An 18,391-nucleotide genomic window follows, 5' to 3' on the forward strand; every position below is an offset into this window, starting at 1 on the left:
GTCGCTGGCCGTTTCGTGGACATCAGGCGATGCCGAGTTCGTTGTCGATGAACGCGAAGATCTCGTCGTCCGAGGCGTCGGTGAGTTCCGGTCCGGCGGAGGCCCCATCCGGGTCCGGCTCGGTGGTCAACCGGGTCAGCAGGTCCTGGAACCGCGCCGCGAGACGCGTACGGGTCTCCTCGTCCGTAGGCAGACCCGGCAGAGCGTCCGCGATCCGGTCGAGGCTCGCGAAGACCGGCGCCGCCGCGGCCGGACCCGTGGGGACGAGTTGCGTGCGCAGATGGTCGGCGACCGCGTTGGGATTCGGGTAGTCGAAGACGAGCGTGGTGGGCAGGCGCAGGCCGGTGGCCGCGTTGAGGCGGTTGCGCAGCTCGACGGCGGTCAGCGAGTCGAACCCGAGATCCAGGAAGCCCCGGTCCATGTCGACCGTCCGCGGATCGCTGTGTCCGAGCGCGGATGCGGCCTGAGTTTGGACGAGTTCGAGGAGCACCTTGCTCTGGTCCGCCTCGTCGAGGCCCGCCAGGCGCTGGGGCAGCGACTCTGGTGCCGTTACGGCGGTGGACCGGCGGGCGGGTGTCCGCACCAGGCTGTGGAGTGGTGCGGGGAGGTTGCCGGTGGTGGCGTGGGTGCGCAGGGTCGGTTGGTGGAAGGTCGCGGCGGTGATGGTGGGGTGGTTCTGCCGTAGTGCAGTGTCGAGCAGGTCGAGCGCCTCGGGACTGGGCATGGCCGTGACACCGGATCGGTGGTGGGTGTTGGTGAGTTGGCTGGTCATGTCGCTGGTTTCGGCCCAGAGTCCCCAGGCGATGGAGGTGGCGGGTTGGCCCCGGTGGTGGCGGTGTTGGGCGAGGGCGTCGAGGTAGGTGTTGGCGGCGGCGTAGTTGGCTTGTCCGGGGTTGCCGAGGATGCCGGCGATGGAGGAGTAGAGGACGAAGTGGGTCAGGGGTAGGTGTCGGGTCTGCTGGTGCAGGTGCCAGGCGGCGTTGGCTTTGGCGGTCAGCACGGTGTGCAGCGTTTCGGGGGTTTGGTTGGTTACCGCCGCGTCGTGCAGGGTGCCGGCGGTGTGGATGACCGCGGTGATCGGGTGTTGGGCGAGTAGGCGGGCGAGGGCGTCGGGGTCGCTGGTGTCGCAGGCGGCGATGGTGACGGTGGCCCCGAGCTGGCTGAGATCGGCGGCCAACGCGTCGGCGTTGGGTGCGTCCGAACCGCGACGGCTGGTCAGTAGGAGGTGGCGGACGTCGTGGTGGGTGATCAGGCGGTGTGCGGTGAGGGCGCCGAGGGTGCCGGTGCCACCGGTGATGAGCACGGTGCCGTCAGGGTCGAACCGTTGGCTGTCGTCGAAGGTGGCTGGGGTGAGGCGGGGGATGTGCAGGGTGTTGTCGCGGATTGCCAGTTGAGGTTCGCCTGATGCGGCTGCGGTGAGGATGAGGTCGCTGCTGCCGTCGGTGTCGCCGTCGGTGTCGATGATGGTGAGCCGGTCGGGGTGTTCGCTCTGGGCGGTGCGGAGCAGTCCCCAGACGGGTGCGGTGGTGAGGTCGGGGTTGTCGGTGGTGGCGTTGCGGGTGACCGCGACGATCCGGGTGTCCTCGGCCAGGAGCTCTTGAAGGGTGGCGAGGCTGCGGTTGAGGTGGTCGTGCATCGCCTGCAGAGAGCCCCCGGAGGTGGGTGCGGTGAAGTCGATGATGCTGAGGTCAGGATCGGGTGACTGAAGTTCGCTCGCGGGCAACGGCTGCCACTGCAGAGTGAACAGCGTGGACGGTTTCGGCAGTGACACGTCCATCGGGCGCAGCACCAGGGAGCCGACCGACATGACCTCGTGGCCGGTGTCGTCCCACATCGTCACCGCTACCGCGTCGGTGCTCGTGTGCGACACCCGTACCCGGGCCGACGCCGTCCCGGCGACCCCGAGCGTCACGTCGTGCCAGGCGAACGGCAGCCCGGGCGGACCTGCAGTCTCGGTGCTCCCGGCGACGGCGTGGAGGGCCGCGTCGAACAGGGCGGGATGGATGCCGTACCGGTCGGCGGAGATCCGGTCCGCGTCGCCGAGGGAGACCTCGGCGAACAGGTCCTGACCGCGGCGCCAGAGCGCCCGAACGTTCTGGAACGCCGGCCCGTAGTCGTAGCCGCGATCGGCCAGGCTCTCGTACATCGGATGGACGTCTACGCCGGTCGCTCCCGCCGGTGGCCACTCGACCGGGACGTCCGATGCGCGTGGCGTCGACGGCGCCAGGACACCGGCAGCGTGCCGTGTCCAGGTGGCGCCGTCATCGTCGTCATCGGGTCGGGAGTGGATCGTCACCGACCGGCGCCCGTTCCCGTCCGGCGTTGCCACCGCGAGCTGAACCAGCGCACCGGCCCGGCCCCGGAGCACCAGCGGGTGCTCCAGGACGAGCTCCTCGACAGCCGGGCAGCCGAGCCGGGCACCGGCTTCCAGGGCCATGTCCACCAGCGCGGTACCCGGCAGCAGGGTGACGCCGGCGACGGCGTGATCAGCGAGCCACGGCTGCGCGCTGACGGAGATCCTCCCGGTGAGCAGCAGCTCGTCGCGTCCCGCCAGCTCCGTTACGGCCCCCAGCAGCGGGTGGTCGGTGGTCCTCATCCCGAGCCCGGCAATACCCCGCGAGCCCTGGGGTGCGTCGAGCCAGTACCGCTGCCGGTCGAAGGCGTAGGTCGGCAGAGTGACGTACTGCCCGGTGGGTGTATGTGGCGCGGGGATGTGACCACGTGTGTGCAGGGTGGCGAGGGCGACGTCCAGCCCGTGGGGGTGGTTGCGGCGTAGCAGCGGCAGGACGGTGTGGTCGGTGGTTTCGCGGGTGGCCGGGGTGAGGGCGGCATCAGGTCCGAGTTCGAGGTAGGTGTTGACCTGGTCGGCCAGGTGGGTGATGGCGTCGGCGTAGCGGACGGTGCCGCGTACCTGTCGGGCCCAGTAGCCGGGGTCGGTCAGGTCGGTGTCGGGCGACCCGGTGAGGGTGCTGATGATCGGGATGGTGGGTGGGTGGTAGGTCAGGGTGGCGGCGACGGCGGCCAGCTCGTCGAGCAGTGGGTCCATGTGGTGGGAGTGGAAGGCGTGGCTGACCGTCAGGATCCGAGTGCGGATACCGGCCTCGCGGAAGGAGTCGGCCAGGGCGGTGACCGCGTCGGGATCCCCCGAGATCACGGTGCTGGTCGAGCTGTTCACCGCCGCGATGTGCACTCGGTCGGTCAGGGCGGCGCGCACGGTTTGTTCGTCGGTGTTGATGGCGGCCATCAACCCGCCCGGAGTGCTGTGGTGCTGCATCAGCCGAGCCCGGGTGGTGACCAGTACAGCGGCGTCGGCGAGGTCGAGGATCCCGGCGGCGTGTGCGGCGGAGAGTTCACCGATGGAGTGCCCGACCAGGTAGTTGGGGGTGACGCCGCGCGCGGTGAGCAGCCGGTACAAGGCCACTTCGACGGCGAACAACGCCGGTTGGGTGTAGAGGGTTTGGTGCAGCAGGTCGGGGTCGTCGGCGGTGCCCAGGATCAGCGGCAGCAAAGGTTGCGGCAGGTGCGGGTCGAGGGCGGCGCAGATCTGGTCGAGGGCGGCGGCGTAGACGGGTTGGTCGGTGTAGAGGTCGGCGCTCATGCCGGGGTGTTGGGCGCCTTGGCCGGTGAACAGGAACGCGACACCGCCGGGGGTGGCTGTTCCGGTGACGGCGTTGGCAGCGTCTTGGCCTGAGGCGACGGCGGTCAGGCCGCGGCGCAGATCGGTGAGGGTGTCACCCCAGACGACAGCGCGGTGCTCGAACAAGGCCCGGCTGACGAGCGTGTCTGCGACAGCCGCGGGGTTCGCCTCCTGGTGCTCGTCGACCCACTCACCGAGTCGGTTCGCCTGAGCCCGCAGGGCCGGCTTACTGCGTGCCGACAGTGACCACATCACCGGACCCGCAGGAGCAGCCTGTTCGACCGGCGTCACCTCGGTGTCACCCTGCTCGAGGACGACGTGGGCATTGGTGCCGCTGATCCCGAACGACGACACCGCCGCCCGGCGGGGCCGGCCGGTTTCGGGCCAGGGCCGGGCTTCGGTGAGCAGGCTGACCGCGCCGCTGGACCAGTCGACGTGCGGGCTCGGCTCATCCGCGTGCAGGGTTTTCGGCAAGGTGCCGTGCCGCATCGCCTGGACCATTTTGATGATGCCGGCAACACCCGCCGCAGCCTGCGTGTGACCGATGTTGCTCTTGATGGAACCCAGCCACAACGGGCGATCCGCGGGCCGGTCCTGACCGTACGTGGCCAGCAGCGCCTGGGCCTCGATCGGGTCGCCGAGGGCGGTGCCGGTGCCGTGCGCCTCGACCGCATCGATGTCACCGGGTTCAAGACCGGCGTCCGCGAGCGCCCGGCGGATGACGCGTTCCTGCGCGGGCCCGTTGGGTGCGGTGAGCCCATTGCTGGCACCGTCCTGGTTGACCGCCGAGCCACGCATCACCGCGAGCACCGGATGCCCGTTGCGCCGCGCGTCCGACAGCCTTTCCAGCAGCAGCAGGCCGGCGCCCTCACCCCAGGCGGTGCCGTCGGCGCCGGCGCCGAAGGCCTTGCACCGGGCGTCCGGGGCGAGACCACGCTGGCGGCTGAACTCGACGAACACGTCCGGGGTCGCCATCACAGTGACGCCGCCGGCCAGCGCGAGCGTGCACTCGCCGCGGCGCAGAGCCTGTGCGGCCAGGTGCAGCGCGACCAGCGACGACGAGCAGGCCGTGTCCACCGTGACGGCGGGACCTTCGAAACCGAAGGTGTACGCCACCCGGCCCGAGGCGATGCTGCCGGTGCTGCCGGTGGCGAGATAGCCCTCCAGCTCGGCCGGCGCGACCGGCAGCCGGGACGCGTAGTCGTGGTACATGAGGCCGGCGAAGACGCCGGTGGGGGTGCCGCGCAGGGTGGTGGGGTCGATGTGGGCGTTTTCGAGGGTTTCCCAGGCGGTTTCGAGGAGGAGGCGTTGTTGGGGGTCGATGGCGAGGGCTTCGCGGGGGTTGATGCCGAAGAAGGTGGGGTCGAAGTCGGCGGCGTGGTGCAGGAAGCCGCCGTGGCGGGTGTAGGTCTTGCCGGTGGTGGTGGGGTCGGGGTCGTAGAGGTGGTCGGTGTCCCAGCCGCGGTTGTCGGGAAATCCGGTGATGGCGTCGGTGGCGGTGGTGACGAGGTTCCAGAGTTGTTGGGGTGTGGCGGTGTCGCCGGGGTAGCGGCAACCCATCGCGACGATCGCGATCGGTTCCACCGACGCCTCCGCGGCCGGGCCGGTGGCCGGAGCCGGTGGGGCCTCCGCGAGCATCGCGGTGCGCAGGTATCCGGCGAGCACGGCGGGATTCGGGTAGTCGAAGACGAGCGTGGTGGGCAGGCGCAGGCCGGTGGCCCCATTGATCCGGTTGCGCAGCTCGACGGCGGTCAGCGAGTCGAACCCGAGATCCTTGAAGGCGCGGTCGGCGGCGACGGCCTCTGTGTCCGCGTGTCCGAGCACCAGCGCGACCTGCGAGCGGACCAGCTCCAGCAGCATCCGGTCGCGTTCCTCCGCGGAGGCGCCGAGCAGGCGCCGGCGCAGATCAGCTCTGGCGTTCCCCGCCCGCACGGGCCGCCTGGTGGACGTTCTGACCAGGCCGTGCAGCAGGGGCGGTAGGTCCGCGCCGTGACGCAGAGCCGGCTGGTGCAGGTGAGTGGCGGTGATGGTCGGCTGGTTCTGGCGCAGAGCGGTGTCGAGCAGGTGGAGGGCGTCGGCGGTGGGGATGGCCGCGATGCCGCTGTGGTGCAGACGTTCGTGGTGGGTGCTGGTGAGCTGTCCGGTCATGCCGCTGTTCTCGGCCCACAGCCCCCAGCCGATGGAGGTGGCGGGTAGGCCCCGGTGGTGGCGGTGCTGGGCGAGGGCGTCGAGGTAGGTGTTCGCGGCGGCGTAGTTGGCCTGTCCAGCGGTGCCGAGGACGCCGGCGATGGAGGAGTAGAGGACGAAGTGGGTCAGGGGCAGGTGTCGGGTCTGCTCGTGCAGGTGCCACGCCGCGTCGGCTTTGGCGGCCAGCACAGTGCGCAGGGTTTCCGGGGTCTGGTTGGTCAGCGCCGCGTCGTGCAGGACACCGGCGGTGTGAATGACCGCGGTGATCGGGTGTTCGGCGAGCAGGCGGGCGAGGGCGTCGGGGTCGGAGATGTCGCAGGCGGCGATGGTGACGGTGGCCCCGAGCTGGCTGAGGTCGGCGGTCAGCGTGTCGGCGCCGGGGGCGTCGGGTCCGCGGCGGCTGGTCAGCAGCAGGTGCCGGACGTCGTGGTGGGTGATCAGGCGGCGTGCGGTGAGGGCGCCGAGGGTGCCGGTGCCGCCGGTGATGAGCACCGTGCCGTCGGGATCGAATCGTCGGTCGCCGTCGACGGTGGCTGGGGTGAGGCGGGGGATGTGCAGGGTGTTGTCGCGGATCGCCAGTTGGGGTTCGCCTGAGGCGGCTGCGGTGAAGATGAGGTCGGTGTCGCCGTCGGTGTCGATGAGGGTGATGCGGTCGGGGTGTTCGCTTTGGGCGGTGCGGAGCAGGCCCCAGACGGGTGCGGTGGTGAGGTCGGGATCGTCGGTGGTGGCGTTGCGGGTGACCGCGACGATGCGGGTGTCTTCGGCCAGGAGTTCCTGGAGGGTGGCGAGGCTGCGGTTGAGGTGGTCGTGCATCGTCTGCAGAGAGCCCCCGGAAGTGGCTGCGGTGAAGTCGATGATGGTGAGGTCAGGATCCGGCGGTGAAGGTTCGGTGGCGGGTAGCGGCTGCCACTGCACGGTGAACAGAGACCGGTCGAGCGGCGACGAACCCAGTCGTGAGATGTCCACCGGGCGCAGCACCAGGGCGGCCGCGGACATCACCGGCTCGCCGTCCTCATCCGTGGCGAGCAGACTCATCGTGTCGGCGCCGGCCGGTGCCAGCCGTACCCGCAGCGCCGTCGCCCCGCTCGCGTGGACCGACACCCCGGACCACGAGAACGGCAGCAGATCACGGCCCGGCGAGTCCGGGGAGGGCAGCAGGAGGCTGTGCAGAGCCGAGTCCAGCAGGGCGGGATGCACCGCGTACCCGTCGGCCCCGGTGACCTCTTCGCCCAAAGCGACCTCGGCGAACAGCTCCGCACCGCGGCGCCACAACGCCCGCAGGTTCTGCAACGCCGGCCCGTAGTCGTAGCCGCGCTCGGCCAGCCCGTCGTAGAGAGCCTCGACGTCCAGCTCCTCCGCGCCCGAGGGCGGCCACTGCGTTCCCCCGGTCGGCAGGTCGGCGGGATCGTCGCTCAGGTAACCGTCGGCGTTGCGCACCCACGGCGCGTCCGCCTCGCCGCCGGCGAGCCGGCTGTGGACGTGGATCGGCCGCCGGCCGGTCGGGTCGGGCGGGTCGACGGTGATCTGCAACTGAATGTTGCCGTTCGCCGGCAGGACGAGCGGACTCTCCAGCATGAGCTCGTCGACGTAGCCCTGACCGGTGTGGGCAGCGGCGTGCAGAGCCAGATCGAGCAAAGCAGTACCCGGCAGCAGGGTGGTGCCGCCGACGGTGTGATCGGCCAGCCACGGCTGGGTGTGACGGTTCAGCTGCGCGGTCAGCAGCAGCGCGTCGTGCTGGGCCAGCTCGGTCGTCACGCTCAGCAGTGGGTGGGTGCTGGCCTGCAACCCGGCATGGGCGACGTCCCCGGCGTCCGGGCTGATCCAGTACCGCTGCCGGTCGAACGGGTACGTGGGCAGCGCGACGTGCCGCCCGGTCGAGGTGTACGGGCTGGGTGCGCGACCGAGGGTGTGCAGGACGGCCAGGGCGGCATCGACTCCGTGAACGTGGCCGCGGCGCAACAACGGCAGGACGGTGTCGTCGACGGTCTCGCGGGTGGCCGGGGTGAGGGCGGCATCAGGTCCGAGTTCGAGGTAGGTGTTGACCTGGTCGGCCAGGTGGGTGACGGCGTCGGCGTAGCGGACGGTGCCGCGTACCTGCCGGGCCCAGTAGCCGGGGTCGGTCAGGTCCGTGTCGGACAACCCGGTCAGGGTGCTGACGATCGGAATCGTCGGCGCGTGGTAGGTCAGGGTCGAGGCGACCGCGGCCAGCTCATCAAGCAGTGGGTCCATGTGGTGGGAGTGGAAGGCGTGGCTGACCGTCAAGACGCGGGTGCGGATACCGGCCTCGCGGAAGGAGTCGGCCAGGGCGGTGACCGCGTCGGGGTCGCCGGAGATGACGGTGCTGGTCGGGCTGTTGACCGCGGCGATGTGCACTCGGTCGGTCAGGGCGGCGCGCACGGTTTGTTCGTCGGTGTTGATGGCGGCCATCAACCCGCCCGGGGTGCTGTTGTGTTGCATGAGCCGGGCGCGGGTGGTGACCAGCAGAGCGGCGTCGGCGAGGTCGAGGATCCCGGCGGCGTGTGCGGCGGAGAGTTCACCGATGGAGTGCCCGACCAGGTAGTTGGGGGTGACGCCGCGCGCGGTGAGCAGCCGGTACAAGGCCACTTCGACGGCGAACAACGCCGGTTGGGTGTAGAGGGTTTGGTGCAGCAGGTCGGGGTCGTCGGCGGTGCCCAGGATCAGCGGCAGCAAAGGTTGCGGCAGGTGCGGGTCGAGGGCGGCGCAGATCTGGTCGAGGGCGGCGGCGTAGACGGGTTGGTCGGTGTAGAGGTCGGCGCTCATGCCGGGGTGTTGGGCGCCTTGGCCGGTGAACAGGAACGCGACACCGCCGGGGGTGGCTGTTCCGGTGACGGCGTTGGCAGCGTCTTGGCCTGAGGCGACGGCGGTCAGGCCGCGGCGCAGATCGGTGAGGGTGTCACCCCAGACGACAGCGCGGTGCTCGAACAGAGCCCGGCTGACGAGCGTGTCAGCGACCGCGGTCAGGTCCACGTCACCTTCCCGCGCGTCGACCCACTCACCGAGCCGTTCGGCCTGAGCGCCAAGCGCCGCCTCCGTCTTGGCGGACAGCACCCAGTGCACAGGCCCGGGCTTCGGAGCGGCCGGCACGTCGGCGGTGTCGGCCTGCTCGAGGACGACGTGGGCGTTGGTGCCGCTGATCCCGAACGATGACACCGCCGCCCGGCGGAGTCGTCCGGTCTCGGGCCAGGACTGCGGCTCGGTGAGCAGGCTGACGGCGCCGCTGGACCAGTCGACGTGCGGGCTCGGCTGATCCGCGTGCAGGGTCTTGGGTAGCAGGCCGTGTTGCATGGCCAGGACCATTTTGATGACGCCGGCGACGCCGGCGGCGGCCTGGGTGTGGCCGATGTTCGACTTGAGCGAGCCCAGCCACAGCGGCTGGTCCGCGGGCCGGTCCTGGCCGTAGGTGGCCAGTAGCGCCTGGGCCTCGATCGGGTCACCGAGCGTAGTGCCGGTGCCGTGCGCCTCCACCGCGTCCACCTCGGTGGCGCTCAGCCCGGCATCGGCCAGCGCTTGACGGATGACACGCTCCTGGGCAGGCCCGTTGGGTGCGGTGAGCCCATTGCTGGCACCGTCCTGGTTGACCGCCGACCCACGGATCACCGCGAGCACCGGGTGCCCGTTGCGTTCCGCGTCCGACAGCCGCTCCAGGAGCAGCAGACCCACACCTTCGGACCAGGCGGCACCGTCCGCGCCCGCGCCGAACGACTTGCACCGGCCGTCCGGGGCCAGCCCGCGCTGCCGGCTGAACTCCACGAAGATCTCCGGGCTGGCCATGACGGTGACCCCGCCGGCCAGCGCCAGCGTGCTCTCGCCCTGCCGCAGCGAGCGCACCGCCAGGTGCAGCGCCACGAGCGACGACGAGCAGGCCGTGTCCACCGTGACGGCGGGACCTTCGAAACCGAACGTGTACGCCACCCGGCCGGACGCCACGCTGCCCTGGTTGCCGGTCGTCATGTATCCCTCGAGGCCCTCCGGAGCACGGACGAGGCGACCGGCGTAGTCGTGGTACATGAGGCCGGCGAAGACGCCGGTGGGGGTGCCGCGCAGGGTGGTGGGGTCGATGTGGGCGTTTTCGAGGGTTTCCCAGGCGGTTTCGAGGAGGAGGCGTTGTTGGGGGTCGATGGCGAGGGCTTCGCGGGGGTTGATGCCGAAGAAGGTGGGGTCGAAGTCGGCGGCGTGGTGCAGGAAGCCGCCGTGGCGGGTGTAGGTCTTGCCGGTGGTGGTGGGGTCGGGGTCGTAGAGGTTGTCCGTGTCCCAGCCGCGGTCGTCGGGGAAGTCGCCGATCGCGTCGGTCTCCGCTGCCACCAGGTCCCACAGGTCCTCCGGGCTGCCCGTCCCGCCAGGGTAGCGGCAACCCATCGCGACGATCGCGATCGGCTCCGTGGACATACCCGTGTGGGCCGCGGACGACGTGGCCGGAGCCGCGCCGGTCAGCATCCGGTCCAGGAACGACACCACCGCCAGCGGGGACGGGTGGTCGAAGACCAGGGTCGCGGGCAGCCGTACGCCCAGCGCCACGCCCAGCCGGTTACGCAGCTCCACCGAGGTGAGCGAGTCGAAGCCCAGGTCCTTGAAGGCCCGGTCCGCGACCACCTCGTCGTCGGCCGAGTGACCGAGGACCGTCGCGATCTGGCTGCGTACCACTGTCAGCAGAGCGGCCCGCCGCGCGCCGGCATCCAGGCCGGCCAGCCGCTGAGCCCACCCCGCCGACGCCTGGGCCGGACCGGCCGCCGCCCGCCGGACCGGTGTTCTGACCAGGCCGTGCAGCAGCGCGGGCAGACCGGTTCCGTGACGCAGGGCCGGCTGGTGCAGCCGCGCCGCCGTGACGGTGGGCTGCGGCTGCCGCAGGGCCGTGTCCAGCAACTCGAGGGCGTCGGCGGTGGGGATGGCCGCGATGCCGCTCTGGTGCAGACGTTCCTGGTGAGTGCTGGTGAGCCGACCGGTCATGCCGCTGCTCTCGGCCCACAGCCCCCAGCCGATCGAGGTGGCCGGCAGGCCCCGGTGGTGGCGGTGCAGGGCAAGGGTGTCGAGGTAGGTGTTCGCCGCGGCGTAGTTGGCCTGCCCGGCATTGCCCAGCGAAGCCACGATGGACGAGTACAGGACGAAGTGGGTCAGGGGCAGGTGTCGGGTCTGCTCGTGCAGGTGCCAGGCCGCGTCGGCTTTGGCGGCCAGCACGGTGCGCAGGGTTTTCGGGGTCTGGTTGGTCAGCGCCGCGTCGTGCAGGACACCGGCGGTGTGAATGACCGCGGTGATCGGGTGCTCGGCGAGCAGGCCGGCAAGGGCATCGGGATCGGAGATGTCGCAGGCGGCGATCGTGACGGTGGCTCCGAGCTGGCTGAGGTCGGCGGTCAGCGTGTCGGCGTCGGGTGCGTCGGGTCCGCGGCGGCTGGTCAGCAGCAGGTGCCGGACGCCGTGGTGGGTGATCAGGCGGCGTGCGGTGAGGGCGCCGAGGGTGCCGGTGCCGCCGGTGATGAGCACCATGCCGTCGGGATCGAATCGTCGGTCGCCGTCGACGGTGGCCGGGGTGAGGCGGGGGATGTGCAGGGTGTTGTCGCGGATCGCCAGTTGAGGTTCGCCTGAGGCGGCTGCGGTGAAGATGAGGTCGGAGTTGCCGTCGGTGTCGATGAGAGTGATGCGGTCGGGGTGTTCGCTTTGGGCGGTGCGGAGCAGACCCCAGACGGGTGCGGTGGTGAGGTCGGGATCGTCGGTGGTGGCGTTGCGGGTGACCGCGACGATGCGGGTGTCCTCGGCCAGGAGTTCCTGGAGGGTGGCGAGGCTGCGGTCGAGGTGGTCGTGCATCGCCTGCAGAGAGCCCCCGGAAGTGGCTGCGGTGAAGTCGATGATGGTGAGGTCAGGATCCGCCGGTGAAGGTTCGGTCGCGGGCAACGGCTGCCATTCGACCCGGAACAGGCCTCCCGTACCCGTCGTTGTCGGCAGCGCCTCGGCGGCCATCTCCCGCAGCGCCAACCCGCCGACCCGGGCGACCGGCTGACCGGCCGGGTCGGTCAGCGTCAACCGGACGCGGTCCGGCCCCTCCGGCGAGATCGACACCCGCAGCGCGGTCGCACCGACCGCCAGGACCTCCACATCGGACCAGATGAAGGGCAACCGCGGCCGGACGTCAGCTGTCTCGTCAACCGGCCGGGGCAGGAGATCCACCACGGCGTGCAGCGCCGAGTCCAGCAGAGCCGGGTGCACGCCGAACCGCCCTGCGTCGGCGTGCTGCTCTACATCGAGAGTCACCTCGGCGAACAGTTCCTCGCCTCGGCGCCACACCGCCCGCACTCCCTGGAACACCGGGCCGTACCCATAACCCTGGTCCTCCAGCCGGGGGTACAGGTCCGTGACGTCCACGGGCGTGGCATCCCCGGGCGGCCACTCTCCGGAGCGGGTGGGAGTCGCCGCGGTCGTCGTTTCGCCACCTGACATCGATCCGGACGCGTGCCGGGTCCAGGCGGCTTCCGCGCCGGTGTCCGGACGTGAGTAGAGCGAGACCGCTCGTGGACCGTCCGTCTCGGCGCCGGTGACCACGACCTGGATCTGCACCCCGCCCCGGTCCGGCAGCGGCAGCGGCGCCTCCAGCGTCAGCTCCTCCAGCCGGGGGCAACCGGCCGACAGCCCCGCCTGAAGGACGAGCTCCACGATGGCGGTGCCGGGCAGCAGGACCCGGCCGAGCACCGCGTGATCGGCCAGCCAGGGATGCGACTGCACCGCGAGCCGGCCGGTGAGTACGACTCCCTCGCCGTCGGCCCGGGACACCATGGCACTGAGCAGCGGGTGGTCGACGGTTTCCAGGCCGGCGTCACCGAGCCCGGCACGGGTCGCGGGGGTCTCCAGCCAGTACCGCTGTCGCTGGAAGGCATACGTGGGCAGCATGACCGGCCGGTGGGACGGCTCCGGCATCGCGGCCGTCCAGTCGACCGTGGCCCCGCTGACGTACGCCTGCGCGAGCGAGCTGCGGAACCGCGCGAGGTCACCCTCGTCACGGCGCAGCGACGGTACGGCCACGGCGGCGGTCCCCGCGTCCTCGAACGTCTCCTGCATACCCAGGGTCAGCACCGGGTGCGGGCTCGACTCCACGAAGATCCGGAAGCCCCGGTCGAGCAGGCTGCGGGTGGCCCGTTCGAACTCCACGGTCTGCCGCAGGTTGCGGTACCAGTAGTCGCCGTCGAGGGTGCTGGTGTCCAGCAGATCACCGGTCACTGTCGAGCAGAACAGGATGTCGGCCGACATGGGGGTGATGCCGGCCAGCAGTTCGGCCAGCTCCTCGCGGATCCGCTCCACCTGGGCCGAGTGCGAGGCGTAGTCGACCGGGATGCGGCGCGCCCGTACCTCGTCGGTGGCGCAGGCGGCGAGCAGTTCGTCCAGCGCCCCGGGCTCGCCGGACACCACGGTCGAGGACGGGCCGTTGACAGTGGCGACGCTCAGCCGGCCGTCCCAGCCGGCGATCCGGCGCCGTACCTCGTCCGCGGGCAGGGCCACGGAGACCATGCCGCCGTGACCGGCCAGGACGCCGAGCGCGCGGCTGCGCAGGGCGACCACGCGGGCGGCGTCCGCGAGGGAGAGGGCACCGCAGACGTACGCCGCGGCGATCTCACCCTGGGAATGCCCCATGACCGCCGCCGGACGCACACCGTACGACCGCCACAGGTCCGCCAGCGACACCATCACCGCGAACAGCGCCGGCTGGACGACGTCGACCCGGTCCAGGGTCGGTGCGCCGTCGACCCCCTCCAGCACGTCCACCAGGGACCAGTCGGTGTACGGGGCCAGTGCCTCGGCGCAGCGTTGCAGGTGCTGGGCGAACACCGGTGATGACGCGAGCAGGCTCCGAGCCATGCCGGCCCACTGCGAGCCCTGGCCGGGGAACACGAACACTGTCCGGCCGTCGCCGTGGACCGTCCCACGGATTCCCGCCGCGTCAGCCGTGTCCAGGGACAGGGCTTCCAGCGCGTTCCGGAGCTCCGTACGGTCGGCGGCGAAGGCGACAGCGCGGTGCTCGAACGCGGTCCGCGTGGTTGCCAGCGCGTACGCGACATCCGCCGGCCGGTGTGCCGGTTCGGCGTCGACGAAGCCGCGCAACCGTGCCGCCTGGGCTCGCAACGCCGCCGCATTGCGCGCCGATACGACAACGGGCAGCGGGACATGACCGCCGGTTCCGGCCTCCGCCTCCTCCGCCGGGACGTCCTCGATCGGCGGGACACTCTCCAGGATCAGGTGACCGTTGGTGCCGCTGATGCCGAAGGACGAGACGGCGGCGCGGCGGGGCCGTCCGGTCTCGGGCCAGGGACGCGCCTCGGTGAGCAGGCTGACGGCGCCGCTGTCCCAGTCGATGTGCGGGCTCGGCGTGCCGGCGTGCAGGGTCTGCGGGAGGACACCGTGCCGCATCGCCTGGACCATTTTGATGACACCGGCGACACCGGCGGCGGCCTGGGTGTGGCCGATGTTCGACTTGAGCGAGCCCAGCCACAACGGCTGATCCTCCGGCCGGCCCTGGCCGTACGTGGCGAGCAGTGCCTGGGCCTCGATCGGGTCGCCGAGCGTGGTGCCGGTGCCGTGGGCCTCGACCGCGTCGACGTCGGTGGCGTCGAGCCGGGCGTTGGCGAGGGCCTGGCGGATGACGCGTTCCTGGGCGGGGCCGTTGGGTGCGGTCAGGCCGTTGCTGGCACCGTCCTGGTTGACGGCCGAGCCGCGGATCAGCGCCAGCACCGGGTGCCCGTGGCGCCGGGCGTCCGACAGCCGCTCCAGCACGACCAGGCCGACGCCCTCGGCCCAGCCGGTGCCGTCGGCGTCCGCGGAGAACGCCTTGCAGGTCCCGTCGGTCGACAGGCCCCGCTGCCGGCTGAACTCCACGAACATGCCGGGATTGGCCATCACGGCCGCGCCGCCGGCCAGCGCCAAGCTGCACTCGCCCTGGCGTAGCGCCTGCACGGCGAGGTGCAGGGCGACCAGCGACGAGGAGCACGCCGTGTCGATGGTGACGGCGGGACCGTGCAGGCCGAGGGTGTACGCCAGCCGCCCGGACGCGACGCTGGCCGTGGTGCCGGTCAGCAGGTACCCGTCGAAGCCGTCCGCCGGGTCGTGCAGCCGCGGCCCGTAGTCCTGGGTCACCGCACCGACGAACACGCCGGACTGGCTGCCGCGCAGGGTCGACGGGTCGATGCCGGCCCGCTCGACCGCCTCCCACGCCGTCTCCAGCAGCAACCGCTGCTGCGGGTCCATGGCCGCGGCCTCACGCGGGCTGATGCCGAAGAACGCCGGGTCGAACTGCCCGGCGTCGTGCAGGAAGCCGCCGCGCCTGGTGTACGTCCGCCCGGGCGTGCCCGGGTCCGGGTCGTACAGGGAGTCGATGTCCCACCCACGGTCCACGGGAAAGTCCGAGACGGCGTCGCCCCGCTCGGCGACCAGCCGCCACAGGTCCTCGGGCGTCCGTACGTCGCCGGGGTACCGGCAGCCCATCGCGACGATCGCCACGGGTTCGTCGCCGGCCACCGCCGCGACGGCCTCCGGCGCCCGTGCCGGCGAGGAGGTGGCCGCCACCAGGTACGCCGCCACGGCAGCCGGCGTCGGGTGGTCGAAGGTGAGGGTCGCCGGCAGGGGCAGGCCGGTCACGCCGGCCAGCCGGTTGCGCAGGTCGACCGCCGAGTACGAGTCGAAGCCCAGGTCCTTGAACGTCCGGCTGGTGTCGACCGTGCCGGCGGTGACGTGCCCGAGGACGATCGCGACGCTGGTCCGGACGAGGTCGAGGGACCGCTGCTCCCGTTCGGCCGGGCTGCCGGTCGCCCACACCGGCTCGTCATCCGGGACGACCGCGTCCTCGACGCCGGCGACCGGGCGGCCGGGTGCCGCCGGGGTCACGGCTTCGTCGAGCCAGTACCGCTGCCGGTCGAAGGCGTAGGTCGGCAGGGCTACGTGCGGCCCGCCGGAGGTGTGCGGTGGCGCGAAGTGGCCCTGCACGCGCAGGGTGGCGAGGGCGACGTCCAGCCCGTGGGGGTGGTTGCGGCGTAGCAGCGGCAGGACGGTGACGTCGACGGTCTCCCGGGTGGCCGGCGCAAGCGCGGCGTCGGGTCCGAGTTCGAGACAAGTGCCGACTCGGTCGGCCAGGTGGGTGATGGCGTCGGCGTATCGGACGGCGCCGCGTACCTGCCGGGCCCAGTACGTCGGGTCGGTCAGATCCGTGTCGGACAACCCGGTCAGGGTGCTGACGATCCGAATCGTCGGCGCGTGGTAGGTCAGGGTCGAGGCGACCGCGGCCAGCTCATCAAGCAGCGGGTCCATGTGGTGGGAGTGGAAGGCGTGGCTGACGGTCAAGATCCGGGTGCGGATACCGGCCTCGCGGAAGGAGTCGGCCAGGGCGGTGACGGCGTCGGGGTCGCCGGAGATGACGGTGCTGGTGGGGCTGTTGACCGCGGCGATGGACACCCGGTCGGTCAGGGCGGCCCGCACGGTTTGTTCGTCGGTGTTGATGGCGGCCATGAGCCCGCCCGGAGTGCTGTGGTGCTGCATCAACCGGGCCCGGGTCGTGACCAGCACGGCGGCATCAGCAAGGTCAAGAACCCCGGCGACGTGGGCGGCGGACAGTTCACCGATGGAGTGCCCGACCAGGTAGTCCGGGGTGACGCCGCGGGCGGTCAGTAGCCGGTACAAGGCCACCTCAACGGCGAACAACGCCGGCTGCGTGTAGAGGGTCTGGTGCAACTGGCCGGGGTCGTCGGCGGTGCCCAGGATCAGCGGCAGCAAAGGTTGCGGCAGGTGCGGGTCCAGGGCGGCGCAGACTTCGTCGAGGGCAGCGGCATAGATGGGCTGGTCGGTGTAGAGGTCAGCGCCCATCCCGGGGTACTGGGCGCCCTGGCCGGTGAACAGGAACGCGACACCACCGGGCGTAGCCGTTCCCGTGACGGCGTTGGGAGCGTCCTGGCCGGCGGCGACAGCGGTCAGGCCGTGACGGAGATCGTCGACGGTGTGACCCCAGACGACGGCGCGGTGCTCGAACTGGGTGCGGGTGGTGGTCAGGGCGTCGGCGATCGCGGTGGGGTGCAGGTGTGGGTGGGTCTCGATCCAGCCATCGAGCCGCTCGGCCTGGGCCCGCAGGGCCGGCTTGCTGCGGGCGGACAGTGACCACATCACCGGCCCCGCCGAAGCGGCCGGCTCGACCGGTTCGGCGCCGGCCGGCGGCGCCGCTGCGAGCACGACGTGGGCGTTGGTCCCGCCCATGCCGAACGAGCTGACGCCGGCGATCAGCGGCTCGTCCGGCCGCGGCCACGGCTCCAGCTCACCCTGGACCCGCAGCCGCAACTCGGCGAGCGGGATCCGCGGGTTCGGCCGGGCGAAGTTGAGGCTGGGCGGCAGCTGGCCGTACCGGAGGCTGAGGGCCGCCTTGAGGAGCCCGACGATGCCGGCCGCCCCCTCCAGATGCCCGACGTTCGTCTTCGCCGAGCCGACCCGCAGCGGCTCGTCGTCGGTGCGCGCGGCGCCCAGGACCGCGCCGACCGCGGCGGCCTCGATCGGGTCGCCCACCGGGGTGCCGGTGCCGTGCAGTTCCACGTACTGCACGGCGGCGGGGGAGACCCCGGCCCGGCGGTACGCCAGCCGCAGCACCTCCTCCTGGGTGGCGACGCCCGGGACGGTGAGGCCAGCGGTGGCACCATCGTTGTTGACCGCGCTGCCCCGGATCACGCAGTGGATCGGGTCACCGTCCGCGACCGCCCGCGACAGCGGCTTGAGCACCACGGCTCCGCCGCCCTCGCCGCGGACGTACCCGTTGGCGCGTTCGTCGAAGGTGTAGCACCGTCCGTCCGGCGACAGACCGCCGAACCGGGCGCACGTCTCGGTGCTCTGGTACAGGATGTTCAGGTTGACGCCACCGGCGACGGCGAGACCGGCCTCACCCCGGCGCAGGCTCTCGCAGGCCAGGTGGACGGCGACCAGGGACGAGGATTGTCCGGTGTCGACCACGGCGCTGGGCCCGTGCAGCCCGAGCAGGTAGGAAACCCGGTTGGCGATGATGCCGCGGTGCAGGCCCGTGATGGTGTGCGGGGTGGTCGCACCCGCACCCCGGTAGTGCAGATGCGCGTAGTCGTCCCAGATCGCACCGACGAACACCGCCGTGTCGCTCCCGGCCAGCGCTCCGGGCAGGATCCGCGCGTCCTCCAGTGCCTCCCAGGCCAGCTCCAGCATCAAGCGCTGCTGCGGGTCCATGGTGGTGGCCTCCCGCGGCGAGATGCCGAAGAACGCCGGATCGAAACTGTCGATCTGATCGAGGAACCCGCCGTGTTCCACCTCCGCGGTGCCGCCGGCAGGCGCGCCGTCCGCCCAGCGGCCCTCGGGGACCCGCGTCACTGTGCTCTCGCCTGAGCGCAGCACCCGCCAGAACGCCTCCGGATCGGGGGCCCCGGGCAGCCGGCAGGACAGGCCGATCACCGCGATCGGCTCGTCGGCCACCGGCCCACCGGCGTGGGCGGGAACTTCGTGCGCACTCGACATCGGGTCTCCCTCATCGACCAAATCGAGACCTACTCGGGGGCGCGGGAAGGCGCCGTCCGGGCTCCC

General features: G+C 71.7%; 1 protein-coding gene. It reads right to left on the reverse strand.

All coding sequences use genetic code 11. The features are described 5' to 3' along the window. Positions 1 to 22 precede the first annotated feature (22 nt). Positions 23 to 18,325: an SDR family NAD(P)-dependent oxidoreductase gene (locus tag ACQP2Y_RS16175; protein WP_433728946.1), complete on the reverse strand. Its 18,303-nt coding sequence runs from the start codon at positions 18,323 to 18,325 to the stop codon at positions 23 to 25. Between the last annotated feature and the right edge of the window lie 66 nt (positions 18,326 to 18,391).

This window comes from Actinoplanes sp. CA-051413 (assembly GCF_050955795.1).
Classification (GTDB): Bacteria; Actinomycetota; Actinomycetes; order Mycobacteriales; family Micromonosporaceae; genus Actinoplanes.